Below are 20,173 nucleotides of genomic sequence, written 5' to 3'. Positions count from 1 at the left end.
GACTTAACATTTTCCTAATTTATTGAGCGGTTAAAGTTTAATCATGGGTATAGAAATTCTGTTAGGCGTGGTGATGTTCACGGGCATTGTGCTGGCCCTGGTCGCCATCATTCTGGTCGCGAAATCAAAACTGGTTGCCTCCGGTAACGTCACAATTACTGTGAACGAGCAGAAGAAAATCGAAGTTCCCGTGGGTGGGAAACTGCTGAGCGCTCTCGCCGAGAATCAGATTTTCGTCTCATCTGCCTGTGGTGGTGGGGGAACCTGTGCTCAATGTGAGGTTCGCGTGCTGCAGGGCGGCGGCGATATCCTGCCGACCGAACGCTCTCACTTTAACAACCGCGAAGTCCGCGAAGGTTGCCGACTTTCCTGTCAGGTGCCGGTCAAGGCTGACATGGATATCGAAGTACCACCTGAAGTCTTCGAAACCAAGAAATGGCAGTGTAAGGTTAAGTCCAACGACAACGTGGCGACCTTCATTAAAGAGCTCGTTCTGGAACTGCCTGTCGGTGAAGACGTAAACTTCAAGCCAGGTGGTTATATTCAGATTGAAGCTCCGCCGCACCATATCAAATACAGCGAATTTGATATTCCCGATGAGTATAAAGAAGACTGGGACAAGTTCGATCTCTGGCGGTTTGAGTCCAAGGTCGAAGAGCCGGTCATCCGTGCTTACTCCATGGCCAACTATCCGGGTGAAAAAGGCATTATCATGCTTAACGTGCGTGTGGCTTCACCTCCGCCCCGCGCACCGGATGGCACTCCTCCCGGGAAGATGTCCTCATACATCTTTAACCTGAAGCCTGGTGATGAAGTTACTATCTCCGGTCCTTACGGTGAGTTCTTTATCCAGGAAACCGATGCCGAAATGATCTACATCGGTGGTGGTGCTGGTATGGCCCCCCTGCGATCTCACATCTACGAACTCTTCAAAGAACGCAAAACCAACCGGAAGGTCTCCTACTGGTACGGTGCCCGCAGTATGCGTGAAATGTTCTACGAAGATGAATTCCGGGCGATCGAACAGGACTTCCCGAACTTCAAGATGCATATCGCGCTTTCAGATCCGATGCCGGAAGATAACTGGAGCGGTCTGCAGGGCTTCATCCACCAGGTGCTGTTGGACGAATACCTGAGCAAGCATCCTGCTCCCGAAGATTGTGAGTACTACATCTGTGGTCCGCCAATGATGTTGTCAGCCGTACGTAACATGCTGGATGATCTGGGAGTTGAACCTGAGAACGTCCGCTACGATGACTTCGGTTAACAGACAATCCGCGTGGTTCTGGACGCTCGGCCTGCTGCTGTGTTGCCTGCAGGTCACGGGATGCCGGAACGATGAATCAGGCCCCGATTCTGCTGCATTACAGAAGCAGCAGATCGAGGGGCCGACGATGGGAACGACCTATCACATTACGGTCTGTTCCCCTGCGGCAGATAAGGTTGATACCGGGCAGCTGAAACAGGACATCGATCAGCTGCTCGTGGAAATCAACCAGGAGATGTCGACCTACATCAAAGATTCGGAACTATCCCTGTTCAACCAGGCGGAACCCGATCAATGGTTACCCGTCGCACCTGCTGTGGTCAAAGTCGTCGCAGCCGGTCTCAATTTGAGTGAAGACAGCGACGGGGCCTTCGATATGACCGTCGGCCCACTGGTCAACCTGTGGCACTTCGGTCCGGATCCCGGCAAGAAGACGCTGCCTGCAGACGAGAAGATAGAAGCGGCCCGCAAGAAGGTGGGTTATCATCATATCCAGGTGCAGGAGTCACCTGCGGCACTGAAGAAACTGATTCCCGACGTGTACGTCGATCTGTCGGCTATCGCAAAAGGCTACGGTGTCGATGCGGTTGCCGAACTCATCGAGTCTCGTGGTATCGAAAATTACCTGGTGGAAATCGGTGGCGAGATGCGGGCCCGGGGCATCAATCAGCGCGGCGAAGCCTGGAAGGTTGGCATCGAAAAGCCGGTGAGTGAAACCCGGGTGGTGCAGAAGATCGTACCACTGTCCAACCTGTCGATGGCGACTTCGGGCAATTATCGTAATTTTTTTGAGGTGGATGGCGTCAGCTATTCACACACCATTGATCCCCGTACCGGGCGACCAGCGACTCATGGGCTCGCTTCGGTGACCGTGGTGGGGGAAACCTGCATGAATTGCGACGCGATCGCGACATGCCTGATGGTATTAGGCCCCGATGAGGGGTATAATTGGGTACAAAAGCGGGACATCGCCGCTTATTTTATCGTGAAAACAGACGCCGGTTTTACAGAACGCTTCTCGCCTGCCTGGCAGAAGCAGTTCGGTGAGGAGCAGTAATTATGTCAACAGTCCTGTTTGCTCTGGCAATCTTTGCCCTGGCCTTCGCGGGGATGGCCGTTGGTGTGATCTTCAGTAACCGGTGTATCAAAGGCTCGTGTGGCGGTCTGAACAACATCGAAGGAGCCGAAGGCTGCTCCCAGTGTGGTGGTTGCTCAGTCGGCGACAAGATGAAAGAGCACGATCACGCGACGGCCGCTGGCTCCTGTGCTGTCGAGGAAGAAGACACCAGTCTGACCTCCGGCGCGAAATAGTCTGACCGCTTCATTCGGCTTACTATAGTCAGTCAATGACAGCTCCCTCATAAAATCCGCCGGTAATTTTCAAGAATTTTACTGGCAGTTCGAATCAGATGTGAGACAATACAGTCAAAAGTGGATTCCACCCGCAGGGGAAGCGCTTTTGTGGAACATCACATTTGAAATGAGCGCGACGTCAGTCGCACTCGGAAGAGGAGTTTAGCATGTCATCAGCCGATCAACCGGGCCAGCCGGATCCCGTTTATATTCATACCGAAGAAGCATCCACGGAACAGACCCAGGCCGAACAGGCTGGTTCTACTTATTCAGAATCAGCACAGTCCGAATCCAGCCAGTCGGAATCGCAGGAATCAACCGAAGGTAAGCGATCTGACTCTACGGGCATTCCGAATTCCATCGAACGGCTGCGCACCGAATTCGATAAGCTGCTGGGTGTCGCTGTCGAGCAGGGAGAACGGGCCCTGGATCGACTGGGCCTGTTTGGCAACGATCCTGTCTGGGTTCCCCGTGTCGATCTGATGGAGCTGGAAGAGCAGGTTCAGGTCTATATTGATCTGCCCGGTGTGACTGCCGAAGAGATCAATATCACACTGGCCGGCAATATGCTGACCGTGACCGGTACCCGCAGCACCGGGACGACAACCACCGCCGGTCAGACCGTGCGGATGAGTGAGCGTCCTTCCGGTCAATTCCGTCGTTCGGTACCCATGCCTGTTGCCGTCGATCCGGATAAGGTCTCCGCCTCCGTGCAAAACGGAATTCTGAGTATCCAGCTGGATAAGGCTTCGACAGAAAAGCCGCGACAGATTCCGATCAACAGTGCATCCGGCACCAGCTTTTAAACAGGTCAGTCGGCCGGGGACCGCTCCAGGTTCTTAATCAGGTGCGGTTCCACAGACTGTCCCGAAGTCAGATTCATGCTGGGGGCGACGATCAGTCGATCGCCGGCTTTAATTCCCGCTTTGATCTCCGCTTCGAAATCATTCATCACCCCCGGTTCAACATCGACGAGCACCGTACGGTTATTCCGAACCACGTAGGCCTGCCACTGTCCTGATCCGTTACGAAACAGTGTCGAGCGGGAAACCTTGACCACATCCGGTTTGATGTCCGTATAGATTTTAACCCGCACCCGAAAGTCGGTGCCCAGAGTCCGCTGCTGCTGTTGCAGCTGTTTGAAGATGTTCCGGTCAAAGCCGATGATGACCTTCACGCGCTGCTGCTCGACGCCCAGCGAAGAAATCTTGGTAAAGCCCTTGGGGTAGATCCGTTTGACCTTTCCCTGCACGGGCTCAGGACCGATGGCGGGACCTTCGATATCGACGGGCGAACCGACGTGGATGTTGCCCACGTATTGAGAGAGAACATCGGCTTCGACTTCGAGATCATCCAGCTGACCGAGCTCGAGCAGGATTTCGCCAGCGGGCAGCGTACGCTCGTTGGAGAAGTGTTTCGCCAGCACGGTTCCATCAATGGGGCTCCGCATCGTGGCCCGATTACGGTCGCGCTGTAACTGCTCAAGCTGAGACTCTGCTTCTTTCTTCTCTTCCTGCAGGACTGCTTCGGAGAGGACTTTCTTCTCTTTGTATTTCTGAATCGAAATTTTGCCAATCTGCATCGCACTTTGAATGGCCTGCAGGGCCCGCCAGGTGAGAATGTCTTTCTGGTAATCGATTTCGCTCTGTTTTTTGAAGAGGTCTGCTTCACTGAGTTCACTGGCCGACAGTGCGTTCTTTTGAAACAGCTGATACTTGCGATCGTACTCGTCCCGCGCGTAGGTCCATTTGGCTTTACTGGCATCCTGCTGTTTGCTGGCGGCTTCGACGGTGAGATTCATTGATTTGAGGAACTCATCGAATTGGTCGAGCGAGTTATCTTCCAGGCGATTGTCGGACTGTTCGATGATTTTGCGGGCATACTGTTCCACGCGGTAGCGGGCTTTGGCGACTTCGGCATCCAGGTCGGACGTATCCATCTCCGCGATGACCTGTCCCTGGGTGACCTTTTCATCTTCCTGCACGGTGATGGGCATCACCCGCCCGTTGAGCGGCATGGCGATGCGGTAGATGCGAGGCAGGCTGGTCTTGGCGCGTTCTTCGATGAACGCCTTGACGGTGCCTGTCTCCGCGGCTGTAACATCCACCGGCTGCGGCGCTTCGCTGAAAAGATAATACAACCCCAGCACCGCCAGCAGGCCGACTGTGATCAGGATGGATTTTCGGGACATGGTTATTCCTTTACATTCAACGCCTGGAGCCAGTCCATTTTCTGAATGGTTTTCTGGACCGGCCAGTGTGAGATCAGTGTAAACAGGATGCCCAGGACGACCGTCATCACCCAGCTCAGCATGTAGATGGTAAATGGCATGCGGAACAGTTCGGTATCGTAGGCAATGTTAATGCCTTTGGAAGCCCAGTAACCGGCGGGCAAACCCAGCAGGATGCCGGGCAGATTAACAGAGAAACTTTCGCGGAGGAAGATCGAGCCGACTTCGCCGGGAGTGTATCCCAGTACCCGCAGCGTGGCGATTTCCTGTTGACGTTCGGATAGCGAAATCAGCGACGCATTGAGAATGCTGCCGAAAAAAATCAGGCAGGAGAAGACGATCACTACGACAATCATCACGATCATCTGGTCGACGAGGACTTCCTGCAGTTTGTCTTTCTGATCGCGGATGGAATTTACCGTCTGAATCGCCGGGACCTGTTTCAGTTGCCGATAGATTTTCCGCGTCACTTCCGGTCGGGGATTTGTTTTGAGCTGCACACTGGTCAGCGAATCGGCTTCGCCCATCAAACGGTTCAGGTAATGGAAGTCAGCGTAAACGGTCAGCCCCAGGTAACTGTCGATGATTTTCATGACGGGGACCTGGCGGGGAATGCGATCGCCGGAAACGGGAACCATGCGGATCGAGTCTCCCGCCTGGATGTGCAGAATGTCGGCCAGTTTGCGTGTGACCAGTAAACCGGTAGGGGGGACTTCGACCCGGTTCCCCTCGGTGTCGCGGGGAATGGTCAGTCGCGCGTCTCGCAGAATCCCGGTGATACCGGTTTTCTTTTCGTGGATGCCGTTCTGCAGGGTACAGCCAACCTGGAACAGCGGCTCTGCATAATCGACTCCCTGGATCTGTTGGGCTTCGAAATACGCGGAGTAGTCGTGGTCGTCTTTGAAAGTCAGGTCGATATCACTGAGCAGCAGCTTATCGTATTGAAAGTTGAGCAAGGCGAAGGCGGAGTCGTACATGGAAAAGGTGACCAGCAGCAGCATCGCCCCGACTGTCGCGGAGAGTAATCCACCAATGGTGCGGGTTCGATTGCGGAAGATGTCGCGGAGCACCATCTGCCAGCGGAAGTCGAGTGCCTGCCAGAAGACTTGAATCCGCTCCAATAGAATCCGCCGGGCCCGTAGCGGCGGTTTGGGACGCATCGCTTCCGCCGGTGAGAGACGCACGACAGTACGGACCCCGCGGAAGGTTCCCAGCACCGCAAAGAAGACGCTGATCAGCATGCCCAGCAGAATTACACGGGGATACATCTGATTGGTCAGCGAGGGGAATTCGAAAAAATTACGGTATTGGGCCGTCATGGCTCCGGCCAGGGAGTAGCCCAGCAGGGTTCCCAGGATGCCTCCTGCCACCCCGATCAGCAGACCAAACTGAATGAAGTGCCGAAACATCTCCTGATTGGAATAGCCCAGGGCTTTGAGGGTTCCGACCACGGTTCGCTGCTGTTCCGCCATCCGTGACATGAGCAGATTCAAAGCCAGGGCCGCGACAATCAAAAAGATGGATGGCAGAATGGTGGCACTGATTTTGAGACCGTCGATCTCATTTTTCAGGAACCAGTGCGAGGACTGCTGCGAGAGCGGGGTCGTGGAAAAGACGCCGTAGTCTTCCAGTTCGAGTTCCAGCTGATCCAGAATCTGGCGGACGCGGTTAGGGCTCTGGTACTGCGGGGCGAGGTGTCCTAGGATCTGGTTGGCCGCCCCTTCAAAACCGAAGACATCTTCCGCGTAGTCATGCTTCAGGTAGAACACGCCGTAGCTTTCCGGTTCCGGCACGAGTCCACCGGGACCGATCAGGTAGACGAATTCGGAGCTGATGGCGGTACCGACGATCAGCAGGTCCTGAAGTCGGTTGTTGAGAATCAGCTGAATGTGATCGCCGGGCCGCAGATTATGTGCACGGGCGAACGCATCATTGACGATGACCTCTTCCTGTCGCTGATCGGTGAAGTAACTGCCCTGCTTGATGACGATGCTGTTGATCGGCGCGTTTTCATGTTCGGGTAGCGAGACCGCTTTTCCAGAGAGAGGTTTTTCAACGTCTTCGAGTGAGGCGGTAACTTCAAAAACAATCCGCGGCAGGATATTGGTTACTCCCGGCGTTTGCGCGATCGCCTCAAGGTCACCCAGGGGGACCTTCTTGAGTTCGATGGAGAAGTCAGCCATGTGACAGAGCCGGTAATAGTTCTGCCGGGAATACTCGAGATTATCATAGGTCGAAAACATGGCGATGAAACAGCCGATGCCGACCGCGATAATACTGATGATGGCGATCAGAACCCCGCGGGCCGCCAGCAGTTCTCGCAGTAATTTCCGGTGCAGCACTTTCATTACCAGGTAACCTGCTCAGCGGAAATGGGATGCGGATTCGGTCGAGCTTCAGCGATGGTGCCTGATCCGATGCGGACTACGCGGCGGGCCATCTGTCCGATGGCCGAGTTATGGGTGATGATCACAACGGTCTTGCCCAACTCACGATTCAGGTCAGCCAGGACTCCCAGAATTTTGCGTCCGGTGGTTAAGTCGAGGGCGCCCGTCGGTTCATCGCAGAGCAACAGCTCCGGCTGTTTGACCAGAGCCCGCGCGATGGCGACTCTTTGCTGTTCGCCTCCCGAAAGCTGCGCTGGGAAATGCTCGGCGCGGTCTGAGAGTCCCACCAGTTCCAGCGCTTCATCGGGGGACATGGGTTCGGCACTGATGTCGGCAGCGACAATGACGTTCTCCCGCGCGGTCAATGTCTGCACCAGGTTGTAGAACTGAAAGACGAAGCCGATGTTTTCGCGACGGTAACGTGTGAGTTGCTGCTCGTTAAAACGGGAGACATTCTGTTCCTGAAAGTAGACTTCGCCCTCAGTTGGCGTGTCGATGCCTCCTACGATATTCAGCAGGGTGCTCTTCCCCGAACCGGAGGGACCGACAATGACCAGAAACTCCCGCGCATAAATCTCCAGATCCACATGGTGCAGCACCGGTACTTTCACATCGCCCGTCGTGTACGTTTTCGAAATCGATTGCAGCGAGAGCAGGACTTCCTGTTCTGCGGCAGAAGCGGGAACTGAATTCGTTTCAGAAGCGGGCATGACTGTGATCTCGGAACAGGTAAGAATTCAAGAGGTCATCTGGCAGGGGGCGTCCCTTTGCCACTCTGGATGTACTGATCCCGCTGCTCGGCGTATTCTTCAGCGGTGATGGTGTCTTCTTCCAGATCCGTGATCTTCCCGGAATCTTCGGCGGCCGCTTTTTCGTATTCGGCGAAATAGCGTTTCAGGTAAGGAACACACCAGCCACAGCCCGTGCCTGCCCCGCCGCATTCACTCAATTGACTGGCCCGGCGGGGGCGATGAATGCGAAGATGGTTGATGATTTTGCGTTTACTGATATGAAAACAGTAACAGACTTTGTCGTCGAGTTTCACGTGCAGAGCTAACTTTGGTTAAGCCCGCTGACGGGCAGACTGGTTCGCGACAAGGCGAACTTGATTTACGGCGCGGGAGAACTTCAGGAGCCTTCCGCTCTCTCAATGTGAATCTTATTTGATTTGACAGAGAATGTCAGTGCCGCTTCGCTCAATATTTGCGTCAGCAGGCGGGAGAGGTTTGTGTTCTTCTGCGAGAACGAGACCGGAGTTTCGAGTAACCGCGGATCGTTTTTGACATTGTCGGCAATCAGAAATTTGGTATCGAGCATCTCTTCGAACTGCGAGATCAGTGTGCTCAGCGGTATTTCTTCGGATTGACGGAACTCGAGGATCGGGATTTGCAGGGCGAGCGTTACATCGGTTGCAGGAACTGCTGGTTCTTCCTGGGGATCGGGTTTACGTGCCACCAGCGGCGGGATCTGGTTCGGTTTGACGGCGATCAGGGGCTGATGTGCAAACTGATCGGGCGCTGGTACTGCTGGAATCTCAGGAGCTGCTGGCTCTGGTATACCGGGCTCTGGTTCAGCTGCGACTTCGGGGAGCAGTGGCTGATCTGCTGCTGGTTCCTGGTTATCGTCTGCTTTGACACTTGCATCGATTTCAGGTTGAGGGATCGTGGGTGATTCATCGAACAGAATCATCAGCAGGATCGCCAGCCCTCCGGTGCCGGCCACGATCCAGGACAGCAATACGGGACTGGCTGCCAGATATTTGAGACCCTGTCGTATTGACGTCAGTGCGGCAGTCGTTTTCAGAGTCAGCGGTGACGGGCCCTGGGGGACGGGCTCTGATTCAACGGGAGAAAGTGAGAGCGTTCCTTCTTCCGCAGCCGTGATTTGCAGCGGTTGTTCACAGTCGGGACAGTGGAAGCGGGTGCCAGCGGTCTGTCTGCCGCGCATGCGGAGCGCAGCACGACAGTGTGGACAATGAAAGGTGGTGACATCCATGGGTAATCACCCCGACTACGAATCCGATAGGGAACTTATGGCTTCGGTGGAAACGCGAAGATCGTCAGGTTGTTGTTCTTCGCATAGGGTTTACTGGTGATCGTGGCAGTTTTTTTACCTTCATCAATCACCAGGCATAACTGATCCTGATCTTTCACATTGAAAATCGCCTGAATGGCATCCAGCCCGGAAACCATTCCCAAGTTCATGGTCTGGGGCATGTTTTTCGTATAACCAACCAGCTTGAGGGCTTCCCCATCGAGTTCGATATTGGTTTTGGTTTCTTCGCCGATATAAGCAAATGCTTCCTGTAGTGGAGTACGACGGAAGTCGACATCAACCTTCATCTTCAGACGGTCGACCACCTTATCCGGCAGTTTGGGACCGGTGGGCCGTGGTTTCACTTCGACGTCGAAGTTGGTTCGCGTCGATTCATCCCAGGTGAGCAGGCTGGCGAGTGCCAGGTTGGGGGCGGCCCGTTCGGGCAGACTGCTGACAAGCTGTGCGTAGCGTTCGCCTGTTTTTTCGTTATTGGCCATACTGAAGGCTTTGAGCATGGCAGGATAGCGACCAATTACTTTCCGGCTGCCGACGGTACCCGGATTCATTTTTCGGACCCCTTCCAGCATGTCGTGGGGCAGCTGATCGAGTTTGTTCTTGAGATTGTTCGCCAGTTCTGGGGGACGGATCATCGTGGTATTACGGAAAGTGAATTCCGAATAGAAGTCATCGGGATTCAGATGCATGCTCCAGGAGATGGTTTCCACGTCATCCCCGACCCAGTCCAGAAACTCATTGAGGAAGGGGTGTGCTTTTTCGGGGACGAGGACATCCTGTTGACGGCGGACTTCATCGGGATCGAAGACCAGTGTCAGGTGACGGTCCCGGTCGGACTGTTTCAGGATCGATTCAATGCCCGGGGAAGTGCTGCTTTCAAACTCGCGGGCATCTGCCATCTCGGCGGCGCGATCTGCACCCGGCGGGCCAATCACGTAAGTGTTTTCGTCGACGATCATGTAAGAGTTCTTGCCGCCCGAGTATACGGGAAAGCTGTAGTCATCCAGACGCTGTCCATCAAACTGGGCGATCAGAGCCGAACGTTTGATAGGTTCGACGGGACGAATCACCGCTGCATATTCGGGTGGAGCACCGGGGGAGCCCAAGATCAGACAGATAGTGAGTTCCTTGATCTGTTCCGGTTCCAGCATGCAGATGTCTTTGATTTTCTGTCCGGCCCAGATGCCCAGCGGCCCGAGGCAGGCACGGAATTCTTCTCCCTGCGAACCAGGTTCCCAGAGGGCAGCGGGGTGCATGTGAATCAGCACACGGGTGCCTGCGGGGACGTAGAGCAATCGAATCGGCTCGCCGGATGTCGGGCTGGCCGCGACTTCCTGTTTCTGGCTGACAGCGGGAGTGACGGGAGCCGCGGGCGTGGCATTGTTCGTCTGTGGTTGTACGGGGACCGCCGGTTTAGCGGTCATGGACTGCTCAACTTGAGGCCAGGCGAAGTAACCGCCGACGCCGACGACAAGGAGCAAGCCGATTACCGAGACGATGGTGATGTTACGACGCTTGGCGTTTTTGCGGCGCAACTCACGCATGCGGGCAACGCCGGCATTCTCGGAAGATTCGACGGCGATGTTCGGGAAGCCACCACTGCCGGCACCAGTATCGATTTGTGGTGTTCCTGTTGAAGCAGCTGTCGAGCCCGAGGTATCAATCTGCGGAAACTGATTCTGCGGTTGCGGCGTGGGAGCCACGGGTGCAACTGGCTCGATCGGTTCATCGGGAACCCATTTAGCGGAAGTGCCGACGACGGGAGCCTTGGGTTGCGCGAGATCTATTTTGACTTCTTCAATTTCCGCAGAAGAGGGCGGAGGTGCTATTTCTTCAGGTCGTTGTTGGACGGGAGGGGGCGTCGGCTCCGTGGAAGGAGCTGCAGACGAAGAGCTGGAACTCTGGACCGCCGCCGTTTCGGGCAGCTGCAGGACAAATGCGTGCTTGCAGTTCGGACAACGGGCTTTTTTGCCGAGCAGACTTTTATCGCGGAGTTTGAGTTTTTTTTTGCATTGCGGACAAGGAACAGCGATGCTGGTCATGAATCGGCCTGTAAATTCGTATTTGCGTAAAGTGAATCTGAATAAGGGTTAAGGGTGTGCCATAACGCCGCAGAGGGAGCAGCTCTCTCCTTTATCATACGTTTTGTCACGGAGTGCTGCCAAGTCTTTTTGAAGCTTGTTTTCGATTAACCCGGGTTTCGTGAATTGCGGACTTGGATCGTTATCCTGTCACGAGAGGGGGCAGGAAAAGTCGGGTACAGCCGAGGATACTGTTTGAGGAGTGTTGGGTAGAGGCTCAGCCGAACAAGCCTTTGATCACAGCGCCGCCATCGACGAGGCGGACGGGACGTCCAATGGGGGTGTGCAGTTCCATGTCGGCGTTGATGCCCATCGCTTTACACATGGACTGGAAGAGGTCTTCGACCTGTACCGGATGGTCGGTGATTTCCTGGCCGTTCTCATCGGTTTTGCCGATGGCCTGTCCCCCTTTGATGCCGGCACCCGCCATCAGGAGATTGAAATTACGAACCCAGTGATCGCGTCCGGGAGCAGGGGGCCGGGCATTGATTTTCGGAGTCCGGCCGAATTCTCCCATGCAGAGGACGAGTGTTTTTTCCAAAAGGCCCCGTGACTTGAGGTCGGTGAGGAGCTGAGACAGTCCCTGATCAACATCAGCCGCACGGCGCTCCATATTGCGGAAGATGCTGCTGTGCATGTCCCAGCCGGTGCTGCGGACTTCGACAAAGGGGACACCGGCTTCCACCAGACGGCGGGCGACCAGCAGTCCCTGACCCAGTTGATTTTTACCGTAAGCGTTCTGCATGTCTTCGGATTCTCCGTCGAACTCAAACGCCTTGAGGCGGGGGGAAGTCATCATCAGGCTCGCTTTCTGATAGAGCTTACTCTGCTCCTGCACGAGTGCTTCGGCGCCGGACTGGGCGAAATCACGCTCCTGCTGGCTGAGCAAAGCGAGCCGTCGCCTCTGGCGGGCAGCGGAGGCATCACTGGTGACGTTATCAGGCAGCTGACCGGGACGGTCGATGATGAATGGAGCAACCTGCACGCCCAGAAAACCCGAGCTCAGCGTCTGTCCGATGCTGACGAAATTGGGGATGTCGGAATTGGGATCTCCCAGTTCGCGGGCGACAACGGAGCCGAAGTGCGGGAACTTCTCGATCCCCAGCATGCGATGTCCGGTATGCAGATGATAGGTGCCCCGTTCGTGGGCCGCTTCTTTACCTGTCATCGAGCGAATGAGGGCGACGTCATTCATGACGGACGCGATCTTGGGCCAGTAGTGGGCGATTTCGATACCCGGGGTCTGCGTCTGGATTTTCTTTGTCTCGCCTCCATTGGGAGATCCTGGTTTGGGGTCCCAGGTTTCCAGCTGACTGGGGGCACCTGCCAGCCAGAGTAGAATGCAGGCGCGGCCCTGCTTTTTCATTTCGGCAGCATTGAGTTGAATCTGACTGAGTAACGGTGAGCCGGCGACACCGAGAGCGGCGGCCTGCAGAAAATTCCGACGGGTGAACTGCCCGCGGCGATTTAAATTCAGATGGAGGAGCGCATCGGATTGCATGGGGTGATTCCCGTGTTTGAGCTGTCAGCGTTTGGTACGAAATTCGGTGCAGTTAACGAGAACCCAGAGCAGGTCTTCTACCGCTTCGTCCCGTTTTTCAGAGCCTTGCAGGTAGCTGACGTTGCGCTGAAGTTCATCCGGCGTAGGATTACGGGCCAGCACATTCAGGTAAAGTGACTGCACCAGTTCTTCGTTCGATGTGATACCCAGTAACTTCTGTTTGAGTTCACTCTGTGATAAAGCCTGCTGGAGTTCGCGCTGGTTCATGAGCAGTAGAGCCTGCTGAATCGAGCCTTCCAGGGTGCTTTGGGGCAGAGAGGGATTCATGTCGAAGACGGTGTCGATCTCTTTCCGCAACTGGGGATTTTCGCCGATCACATGCGATACCGAATTGGCGACCACATCCGGTCGCAGCCGGGAAGGACGGATGGCTGTAAAGAGTTCGGAGGGGGAGTCCACGGTCCGCATTTCCCTCTGATAGACCTGGGAATTCATGATCAGCCGAAAGACCCATTTCGGGTCAAAATCCTTGTAGCGGAAGTTAGCCGCGATGCGATTGACGATCGGCTTGTGCACGACATCGCCGTCCGGTCCCAGACTGTCTACGTCGTAAAAGCCATCGCCAATCAGCTCACTCCAGATACGGTTTACATAAGAGCGGGCGAACCAGTAGTTCTGAGGATTGTAAGCGAGGTAAGCGGCAATCGAGACGCGACGGGCATCGGACTTCATGTTTTCATAAGGTTTTTCACCGAGCAGGAAGCGGGGTTTCACTACGGTGCTGACAGTGGGGTCCTCCTGAGAGGGCATCTTGTAGGTGTAGGGGTGAAAGAAAGCGGCGAGTTCGTGGAACTGAATTCGCTTCCAGTTGTCGAAGGGATGATCGTGACATTCAGCGCACTGAATGCTGATGCCCATGAAGATGCGGGCCGTTTCGGAAGCCAGTTCAGTCGATTTGTTTTCGCAGGCGAGGACGAAGTTGTTGGGCCCGTAATCCTGACCGTAATCGTTCTTTTTCTTCTTGTTTCGTTCGGGAGTCGCTGAGATCAGCATGACCGTGATGTAATCCCAGGGGGCGCCTTTACGGAATTGCTCTGCGAGCCAGTCTTCGAGCGCTTCGGGATTAACCCGCCGCTTGTTGGCTTCACTTTCGTAGAAAATGACCGAGGTCCAGTAGCGGGCCCATTTACGCGCGTATGCTTCTGTTTCAAGCAATTCATCAATGTAGTCAGACCGTTTATTTGAATTCTGATCAGCAACGAACGTTTTGATTTTCTCGGCGGAGGGCAAGGTGCCGGTCAGATCCAGCGAGGCACGACGGATAAAGGTTTCATCGTCGATCAGCGGTGCCGCCTGGGAAATAGTGTCTCCCAACTCCAATGCGAGTGCTTTGTCGAGGTCCTGGGAGCTGAAGCTCACGCGACTTCCCTGCCGAAGCGTGGGCATATTCTGTCGAATGTAGCCGAGCAGCTGCATCTTCTGTTCCTGGGTTTTCAGGGGAGGCAGATTCAGTGGGGGGAGCTTCTTTTTGGTGTTCTTGCGGGGGGCTGCTGAAGAAGTTGCCAAAAGCGTCAAACAAATCAATGTAACCAGAATGATCCATTGATGAGGACGCTTGCGGAGAGAACTGGAACCACGCTGCAACATGAGATTACCCGCTATTCAGAGAGAATATGCTGAAGTTTCCAACGGAGATACTTCAAATGCAGAACGCACGAAATACGTACTAATGTTAGACAGGGATACCGGTAACAGAGCACCCCAGGCTCAGAGACTGCTGAAACCAGCATCTTTCATCGTATCTGTCTGTGAGCAAAGGTAAAGAGATCTTGATGGATTCACGGTAGCTGGTGGTAAGAAATTTATTCATTTCGATCCTTATGTACACTGGGGATGCTTCGGGAGTTTTCTGCAACAGGGTGGTGTACAAGATGGTTGACAATCGGCCAAATCATATGTATACTATTTTTAAAGGCAGGGTGTCGACTTTGAAATGTGAGATATTTCACACATTTTTGTGATTTCGGGGAGCCCCTGGGAATGCAAATCGTATTGTTTTTAAGGGGGAAGGGGCTCTTGTCGGTATGGAGGTAAATTACGCGTCACTTTTGTAAGTGTATGATAATAAACAGGATATCGTTTGTTATGGTTGATGGTTTCGGGTTTAAAGGGCAATCTGCAGGTGAATTCCAACTTTCTTTGGCTAAAATAATTTATGTGTGAACTTTTTACTCTCAAATTCGTCTTTTCATACGTAGAAGAGATGAAAACCCGGAGACAACATTGTGACGGACACGCTGGGTTTCCCGGAACATTCATAAAAGAGGGTGGGGAATAATGATCAGTTCAAAATATAACAATCCGGCCATGAAGCAGCTGGCAGATCAACAGGTGAAGTATGCACCTCACGATGTCAAGTTGGCGCAAATGGACCGTGCAGAAGCTCTGCTCACAGAGATTGATCTGGAGCAGGAGTATCAGTACCCGGAAATCTGCAAACAGATCACCACATATCGCTCCGAGATCTACCCGGACCTGATGATCAACGGCAGCGACGTCATGCATGATGTGCGGTGCTTCATTGAGGACCTGTCCGAGAGCGCTGAGATTGACGTCGAAGACGTGGAAGAAGACGTTTTCACTGTCCAGGATCTGAGTAAGAAGTTCAACATTTCTACCAAGACTGTCGACCGTTGGCGCGATAAAGGGCTGGTCAGCCGCCGCTTCCGGTTTAATGGTCGGATGCGTGTCGGTTTTCTGAAATCGTCCGTGGATCGTTATCTGCAAAACAATAAAGGCCACGTCGCCCGCAGCATGAATTTCAGTCAGTTGAGTGACGAAGATCGCGAAGAAATTTTACGTCGCGCCAGACGACTTGCCCGGTATGGGGGCTGCCCCGCCGAGATCAGTCGTCGTATCGCACGGCACATGAATCGTTCACCTGAAACGATTCGCTATACCCTGAAAAATTTTGATCGGGAGAATCCAGAATTGGCGATATTTCCGAACGCACCCGAAAAGATCACGGATCAGCAGAAACGTGATATCTACAACAGCTTCCGGCGGGGCATTCCCGTAGATAAGCTGGCGCGGCGTTACTGCCGGACCAAGGCCAGCATCTATCGGATTATCTCCGAAGCACGGGCAGCACGTCTGCATGCCCAGACCATTGATTACATGCACAGCGACGAATTCGATCAGTCCGGTGCGGAAAAGGTCATTCTGGGACCGGCTCCGGAAGTCGATAAGTCGAACGAAAAAGTACGTACGCCTCCCGGGCTGCCTCCGTACCTGGCCAGCCTGTATTCCATTCCGCTGCTCACGCGGGAAGAAGAGGCGTATTACTTCAGAAAATTGAACTTCCTGAAATACAAGGCAGCACAGATTCAGGAAAAACTGGATCCGAATCGTCCGAAAGCCAGGGACATGGATCAGATTGAGAAGCTGCTCGATGAGAGCACGGACGTGAAGAACTTCCTGATCCGCAGTAACCTGCGACTGGTGGTTTCGATTGCCAAGCGGCACATTCGTCCGGGCGGCAACTTCTTCGAAATGGTCAGTGACGGCAACATGTCTCTGATTCGTGCCATCGAGAAATTTGATTATACCAAAGGTAATAAATTCTCGACCTACGCCAGCTGGGCAATTATGAAAAACTACGCCCGGTCAATTCCTGCGGAATACAAGGTCCTCGACCGGTTCCGTACCGGGAACGACGAACTGTTCTTTCAGTCGACTGATGAACGGGAAAGTCAGTACCGGGAAGAGTTAATTAACCAGAAGCAACATGCAGTCATCATGAGTATTCTGGACCAGCTGGATGGTCGGGAAAAGGATATTCTAATCTATCGTTATGGTTTGAATGCCCGCAATGAACCTCAGACACTTGAACAGGTAGGCGATCGCTTCGGAGTCACGAAAGAACGGATTCGTCAATTGGAATCCCGTGCTCTGAAAAAACTGCGACGGATTACCCAGGTGGAGCGGGTGGAAATCCCGGGAATATAAAAGCAGGCTCATCAGCTCCGGTTAACTGGATCTGTTAGTGAGTTCTCCCCTTGAGCAGGCATGATTCTGTGAAATCATGCCTGCTTTTTGTATGCGCTGTGAACCTGTGCGCCGGTTTTCTGTCTGGATTGCAGGCCTTTCGAGCTTTGTTTATTGAACTTGAAGGGGTAAGTCAGTAGGCTGTGAAACCCATGGACGAAGCGGCGTTTTCTGCCGATCTGAAATCAGATTCCAATGAGTTGGAAAATCTTAGACCGCATAGGCATAGAGCATTAAGAAAAGATAACAATTTTTTCTAATCAGCCTGTCGTTCACACTTGCAAGCAGGTCCCTGATTGCTATATTGAGCTGCTTACTGAGTTTCGGCGGGGAAAGTACCTCTTTAGCCAGGCGAGTTGTTCAGGTTCATGAGGCTTGAAGCCTGCTAGTTTAGTCTCAGTTTGACAGGCTAGCGTAGCTCAATCGGCAGAGCATCGGTTTTGTAAACCGAAGGTTGTGGGTTCGATTCCCACCGCTAGCTCTTTTAGTTGCGATTTGAGGCAGTTTTATTATTTAAATTGTTGCCAGATTACAACTTGTGACTTCCAGCTTCGGCTGGTTGGGAGGGGGAATTCCCGAGCGGCCAAAGGGGCCAGACTGTAAATCTGGTGGCTACGCCTTCGCAGGTTCGAATCCTGCTTCCCCCATTCAAAAGAATTGGAAGTGACTGAGTCACGTAAAATTAGACGCGGGTGTAGCTCAATGGTAGAGCCCCAGCCTTCCAAGCTGGTCGTGAGGGTTCGATTCCCTTCACCCGCTTTTGAATAGAAACGCGTTTCGGTTTAATTCTCAAAATTGCTGCTGTGGCTCAGTTGGTAGAGCGCGTCCTTGGTAAGGACGAGGTCATGGGTTCAAGTCCCATCAGCAGCTTTTTGATTATCGTTAAATGTGGTTCTCAGGAGGTGTGTGCCTCTTGCGTGCGAGGGGTGACTCCTGTTTTTACCTCGCTAATTGTTTTGTTGGTTTTATTGTTCAGGTCCTCGAGTGCGGGCCTGAAAAAGGGGTTTTAAAGAGAGATGGCTAAGGAAGTCTTTGAGCGAACAAAGCCGCACGTAAACGTTGGTACGATTGGACACATCGACCATGGTAAGACCACTCTGACTGCGTCACTGCTCGCAGTTCAGGCTCACAAGGGTCTTGCTGAACTCAAGAGTTATGCTGATGTTGCGAAGGGCGGAACCGTTCGTGACGAAACCAAGACTGTGACGATCGCTGTGAGTCACGTGGAATATGAAAGCGAAACTCGCCACTACGCTCATATTGACTGTCCCGGTCACGCGGATTACATCAAGAACATGATCACCGGTGCTGCCCAGATGGATGGTGCGATCCTGGTTGTGTCTGCTGCTGATGGTCCCATGCCCCAGACTCGTGAGCACATCCTGCTGGCCCGTCAGGTTGACGTGCCTGCTCTGGTTGTCTTCCTCAACAAGTGTGACCTGGTTGATGACGAAGAACTGCTCGAGCTGGTTGAAATGGAAATTCGTGAGCTGCTGACCAAGTACGGTTTCCCCGGCGATGACATTACCATCGTTCGTGGTAACGCCAAAGGTGCTCTGGATAACCCCGGCGACGAAAAATTCAACGCCTGCATTGGCGAGCTGATGGATGCTCTCGATGCTGACATTCCTGCTCCAGAGCGTGAAGCAGACAAGCCGTTCCTGATGGCGATCGAAGACGTGTTCTCTATCGCTGGTCGTGGTACCGTGGTAACCGGTCGTATCGAAGCTGGTAAGATCAACGTTGGTGACAAGGTTGAAATCGTCGGTCTGCGTGACACTCAGGAAACAACCTGTACCGGTGTTGAAATGTTCCAGAAGACTCTGGATCAGGGTCTGGCCGGTGACAACGTTGGTATCCTGCTGCGTGGTACCAAGAAGGAAGACGTCGAGCGTGGTCAGGTTCTGGCTGCTCCCGGTTCCATTCCTCCGCACACCAAGTTCGAAGGTCAGGTATACGTACTGAGCAAAGAAGAAGGTGGTCGTCATACTCCGTTCTTCAACGGGTATCGTCCTCAGTTCTACTTCCGTACTACTGACGTAACCGGTTCAACCACGCTGCTGGGTGGCGCAGAAATGTGTATGCCTGGTGATAACGTTGAAGTTGAAGTTGAACTCGGTAAGCCAATTGCTATGTCCGAAGGTAGCCGTTTCGCGATTCGCGAAGGTGGTCGTACCGTCGGTTCTGGTGTGGTTACCAAGATCGTCGAGTAGTCGAACGATCGCTTCGGTTTGAAGATAAGTGGTGTCCACCCTGTTTTGGCAGGGTGGACATCTTCAAGTTACAGTTGATTTGTGAAATTGATGTCCGTGGGGACTGAGGGCTGTTATGGCACGTGAATATGTTTGGTTAGAGTGTACTGAGACTGGTATGAGAAACTATCGGGTCAGTAAGGAGACTCGCGGCACTGAGCGGCTTTCATTGATGAAATACTGCCCCAAGCTGCGGCGTCACACATTGCACAAAGAGTCGCGCAAGAAATAAGGCTTGCTGACCGGGATTTTGTGAGCTGGTGTGCGTTGTTTCGAGTTACTTCCGGTGGTCAAATCTGTTTGGTCAGTTCAATGTTGTGGACGGGTGTAGCTCAATTGGCAGAGCACTGGATTCCAAATCCAGCGGTTGGGGGTTCAAGTCCCTCCGCCCGTGTTTATTGAAGTTTTACTGTTGATGTTGGCGCTGGCTGATTCGGTTCAGTCGAGTGTTGGCTCAGGAAAACAGGTTTGCGGTTCCAGTGGTTCACACCATAGGTATCTGGTAGTTAGTAAGTCGGTCTCATGGCTAAATCCAAATCGGAACAAGCATTTTCTGCCACTCTGGTTAGTGGTGGTTTATATAAAAGGAATCAGGGGCGCCTGGTGCGTCAGTTAACTGCGATCGGCCTGGTGGCCGTGGCGATTTTTGGCGCCTATTCGCTGTATAACGTGTTGCCCCTGGGAATGTCTGCAGGGCTGCAGAAAGGGATTGCGGTCGGAGTGGTCGTGATTTCCGCATGGTTGGCATACCGTCTGGTGAATTTTCCCCGGTTTGCTGACTTCCTGATTTCGGTGGAAGCCGAGGTGAGCAAGGTGACTTGGGCAACCAAGGAGCAGCTGTGGCGTTCAACGACAGTCGTGATTGTGGTCATGTTTCTGCTGGCGTTTCTGCTACTGGCATTCGATCTGTTCTGGCAGGCCCTCTTCCAGTTGATCGGCTTTCTCAGGATTTGAAGCAGGATGTGGCCGGCATTCAGCGAATAACAGAGATTTTTTGATCTCT

16 protein-coding genes and 5 tRNA genes are annotated in these 20,173 nt (G+C 53.5%); 13 read left to right on the top strand and 8 right to left on the bottom strand.

The annotated features are described in order from the left end of the window. Nucleotides 1–43: 43 nt before the first annotated feature. The 4 genes from nqrF (at nucleotide 44) to HG66A1_RS28860 (ending at nucleotide 3,426) form a co-directional block, all read left to right on the top strand. Complete coding sequence (nqrF, locus tag HG66A1_RS28875; protein ID WP_145192546.1) at nucleotides 44–1,267, top strand: NADH:ubiquinone reductase (Na(+)-transporting) subunit F; 1,224 nt, start codon at nucleotides 44–46, stop codon at nucleotides 1,265–1,267. Next, entirely contained in the window at nucleotides 1,254–2,324 is a 1,071-nt protein-coding gene (locus HG66A1_RS28870) for an FAD:protein FMN transferase (RefSeq protein ID WP_232106696.1), read from the top strand. The genes nqrF and HG66A1_RS28870 overlap by 14 nt, the downstream gene beginning before the upstream one ends. A gap of 2 nt (nucleotides 2,325–2,326) precedes the next feature. Continuing rightward, a complete protein-coding gene (locus HG66A1_RS28865; protein WP_145192543.1) occupies nucleotides 2,327–2,578 on the top strand; it encodes a (Na+)-NQR maturation NqrM in 252 nt (83 codons plus the stop codon). Nucleotides 2,579–2,787: 209 nt separating this feature from the next. Beyond that, nucleotides 2,788–3,426, top strand: a complete 639-nt coding sequence (locus HG66A1_RS28860) for an Hsp20/alpha crystallin family protein (protein WP_145192540.1) — start codon at nucleotides 2,788–2,790, stop codon at nucleotides 3,424–3,426. Between the two features lie 5 nt (nucleotides 3,427–3,431). On the opposite strand, the gene HG66A1_RS28855 is transcribed toward HG66A1_RS28860, so the two are convergent. From HG66A1_RS28855 to HG66A1_RS28820, 8 genes are all read right to left on the bottom strand, one after another. After that, a complete protein-coding gene (locus HG66A1_RS28855; RefSeq protein ID WP_145192537.1) occupies nucleotides 3,432–4,811 on the bottom strand; it encodes an efflux RND transporter periplasmic adaptor subunit in 1,380 nt (459 codons plus the stop codon). A gap of 2 nt (nucleotides 4,812–4,813) precedes the next feature. Further along, nucleotides 4,814–7,198, bottom strand: coding sequence for an ABC transporter permease (locus HG66A1_RS28850; protein ID WP_145192534.1), 2,385 nt, complete (start codon nucleotides 7,196–7,198; stop codon nucleotides 4,814–4,816). Next, nucleotides 7,198–7,947, bottom strand: a complete 750-nt coding sequence (locus HG66A1_RS28845) for an ABC transporter ATP-binding protein (protein WP_145192531.1) — start codon at nucleotides 7,945–7,947, stop codon at nucleotides 7,198–7,200. The genes HG66A1_RS28850 and HG66A1_RS28845 overlap by 1 nt, the downstream gene beginning before the upstream one ends. Nucleotides 7,948–7,982: 35 nt before the next feature. Further along, the gene (locus tag HG66A1_RS28840) at nucleotides 7,983–8,282 is read right to left on the bottom strand and encodes a (2Fe-2S)-binding protein (RefSeq protein WP_145045021.1); all 300 of its coding nucleotides are present in this window, start codon (nucleotides 8,280–8,282) and stop codon (nucleotides 7,983–7,985) included. An 83-nt stretch (nucleotides 8,283–8,365) separates the two neighbouring features. Next, nucleotides 8,366–9,232, bottom strand: a complete 867-nt coding sequence (locus HG66A1_RS28835; protein WP_145192528.1) for a hypothetical protein — start codon at nucleotides 9,230–9,232, stop codon at nucleotides 8,366–8,368. A gap of 35 nt (nucleotides 9,233–9,267) precedes the next feature. Next, complete coding sequence (locus HG66A1_RS28830; protein WP_145192525.1) at nucleotides 9,268–11,331, bottom strand: hypothetical protein; 2,064 nt, start codon at nucleotides 11,329–11,331, stop codon at nucleotides 9,268–9,270. 256 nt (nucleotides 11,332–11,587) lie between these two features. Beyond that, a complete protein-coding gene (locus tag HG66A1_RS28825) occupies nucleotides 11,588–12,871 on the bottom strand; it encodes a DUF1501 domain-containing protein (RefSeq protein ID WP_145192522.1) in 1,284 nt (427 codons plus the stop codon). A 24-nt stretch (nucleotides 12,872–12,895) separates the two neighbouring features. Beyond that, complete coding sequence (locus tag HG66A1_RS28820) at nucleotides 12,896–14,518, bottom strand: DUF1549 domain-containing protein (protein ID WP_145192519.1); 1,623 nt, start codon at nucleotides 14,516–14,518, stop codon at nucleotides 12,896–12,898. A gap of 690 nt (nucleotides 14,519–15,208) precedes the next feature. On the opposite strand from HG66A1_RS28820, the gene HG66A1_RS28815 reads away from it, so the two are divergent. The 9 genes from HG66A1_RS28815 (at nucleotide 15,209) to secE (ending at nucleotide 20,124) form a co-directional block, all read left to right on the top strand. Further along, the gene (locus tag HG66A1_RS28815) at nucleotides 15,209–16,879 is read left to right on the top strand and encodes a sigma-70 family RNA polymerase sigma factor (protein WP_145045011.1); all 1,671 of its coding nucleotides are present in this window, start codon (nucleotides 15,209–15,211) and stop codon (nucleotides 16,877–16,879) included. A gap of 447 nt (nucleotides 16,880–17,326) precedes the next feature. Further along, a tRNA-Thr gene (locus HG66A1_RS28810) sits at nucleotides 17,327–17,399 on the top strand. A gap of 84 nt (nucleotides 17,400–17,483) precedes the next feature. Continuing rightward, nucleotides 17,484–17,565, top strand: a tRNA-Tyr gene (locus HG66A1_RS28805). Nucleotides 17,566–17,606: 41 nt separating this feature from the next. Continuing rightward, nucleotides 17,607–17,677: transfer RNA gene (locus HG66A1_RS28800), tRNA-Gly, on the top strand. Nucleotides 17,678–17,715: 38 nt separating this feature from the next. Then, a tRNA-Thr gene (locus HG66A1_RS28795) sits at nucleotides 17,716–17,788 on the top strand. A 146-nt stretch (nucleotides 17,789–17,934) separates the two neighbouring features. After that, nucleotides 17,935–19,131, top strand: a complete 1,197-nt coding sequence (tuf, locus tag HG66A1_RS28790; RefSeq protein ID WP_145192516.1) for an elongation factor Tu — start codon at nucleotides 17,935–17,937, stop codon at nucleotides 19,129–19,131. A 115-nt stretch (nucleotides 19,132–19,246) separates the two neighbouring features. Then, on the top strand, nucleotides 19,247–19,402 hold the full coding sequence (rpmG, locus tag HG66A1_RS28785; RefSeq protein ID WP_144980952.1) for a 50S ribosomal protein L33: 156 nt from the start codon (nucleotides 19,247–19,249) through the stop codon (nucleotides 19,400–19,402). Between the two features lie 89 nt (nucleotides 19,403–19,491). Beyond that, nucleotides 19,492–19,564, top strand: a tRNA-Trp gene (locus HG66A1_RS28780). Between the two features lie 209 nt (nucleotides 19,565–19,773). Further along, the gene (secE, locus tag HG66A1_RS28775) at nucleotides 19,774–20,124 is read left to right on the top strand and encodes a preprotein translocase subunit SecE (RefSeq protein ID WP_232102070.1); all 351 of its coding nucleotides are present in this window, start codon (nucleotides 19,774–19,776) and stop codon (nucleotides 20,122–20,124) included. Nucleotides 20,125–20,173 lie beyond the last annotated feature (49 nt).

It is taken from the genome of Gimesia chilikensis (assembly GCF_007744075.1).
GTDB lineage: Bacteria > Planctomycetota > Planctomycetia > Planctomycetales > Planctomycetaceae > Gimesia > Gimesia chilikensis_A.
This window is presented reverse-complemented; position numbering and strand designations above follow the sequence as displayed.

Bases quoted from the DNA above. Each gene is read 5' to 3' on its own strand.
- HG66A1_RS28820 (WP_145192519.1), bottom strand. From the start codon at position 14,518: ATGTTGCAGCGTGGTTCCAGTTCTCTCCGCAAGCGTCCTCATCAATGG.
- HG66A1_RS28870 (WP_232106696.1), top strand. From the start codon at position 1,254: ATGACTTCGGTTAACAGACAATCCGCGTGGTTCTGGACGCTCGGCCTG.
- HG66A1_RS28835 (WP_145192528.1), bottom strand. From the start codon at position 9,232: ATGGATGTCACCACCTTTCATTGTCCACACTGTCGTGCTGCGCTCCGC.
- HG66A1_RS28830 (WP_145192525.1), bottom strand. From the start codon at position 11,331: ATGACCAGCATCGCTGTTCCTTGTCCGCAATGCAAAAAAAAACTCAAA.
- nqrF (WP_145192546.1), top strand. From the start codon at position 44: ATGGGTATAGAAATTCTGTTAGGCGTGGTGATGTTCACGGGCATTGTG.
- HG66A1_RS28845 (WP_145192531.1), bottom strand. From the start codon at position 7,947: ATGCCCGCTTCTGAAACGAATTCAGTTCCCGCTTCTGCCGCAGAACAG.
- HG66A1_RS28850 (WP_145192534.1), bottom strand. From the start codon at position 7,198: ATGAAAGTGCTGCACCGGAAATTACTGCGAGAACTGCTGGCGGCCCGC.
- HG66A1_RS28860 (WP_145192540.1), top strand. From the start codon at position 2,788: ATGTCATCAGCCGATCAACCGGGCCAGCCGGATCCCGTTTATATTCAT.
- HG66A1_RS28855 (WP_145192537.1), bottom strand. From the start codon at position 4,811: ATGTCCCGAAAATCCATCCTGATCACAGTCGGCCTGCTGGCGGTGCTG.
- HG66A1_RS28865 (WP_145192543.1), top strand. From the start codon at position 2,327: ATGTCAACAGTCCTGTTTGCTCTGGCAATCTTTGCCCTGGCCTTCGCG.
- rpmG (WP_144980952.1), top strand. From the start codon at position 19,247: ATGGCACGTGAATATGTTTGGTTAGAGTGTACTGAGACTGGTATGAGA.
- HG66A1_RS28815 (WP_145045011.1), top strand. From the start codon at position 15,209: ATGATCAGTTCAAAATATAACAATCCGGCCATGAAGCAGCTGGCAGAT.
- tuf (WP_145192516.1), top strand. From the start codon at position 17,935: ATGGCTAAGGAAGTCTTTGAGCGAACAAAGCCGCACGTAAACGTTGGT.
- HG66A1_RS28825 (WP_145192522.1), bottom strand. From the start codon at position 12,871: ATGCAATCCGATGCGCTCCTCCATCTGAATTTAAATCGCCGCGGGCAG.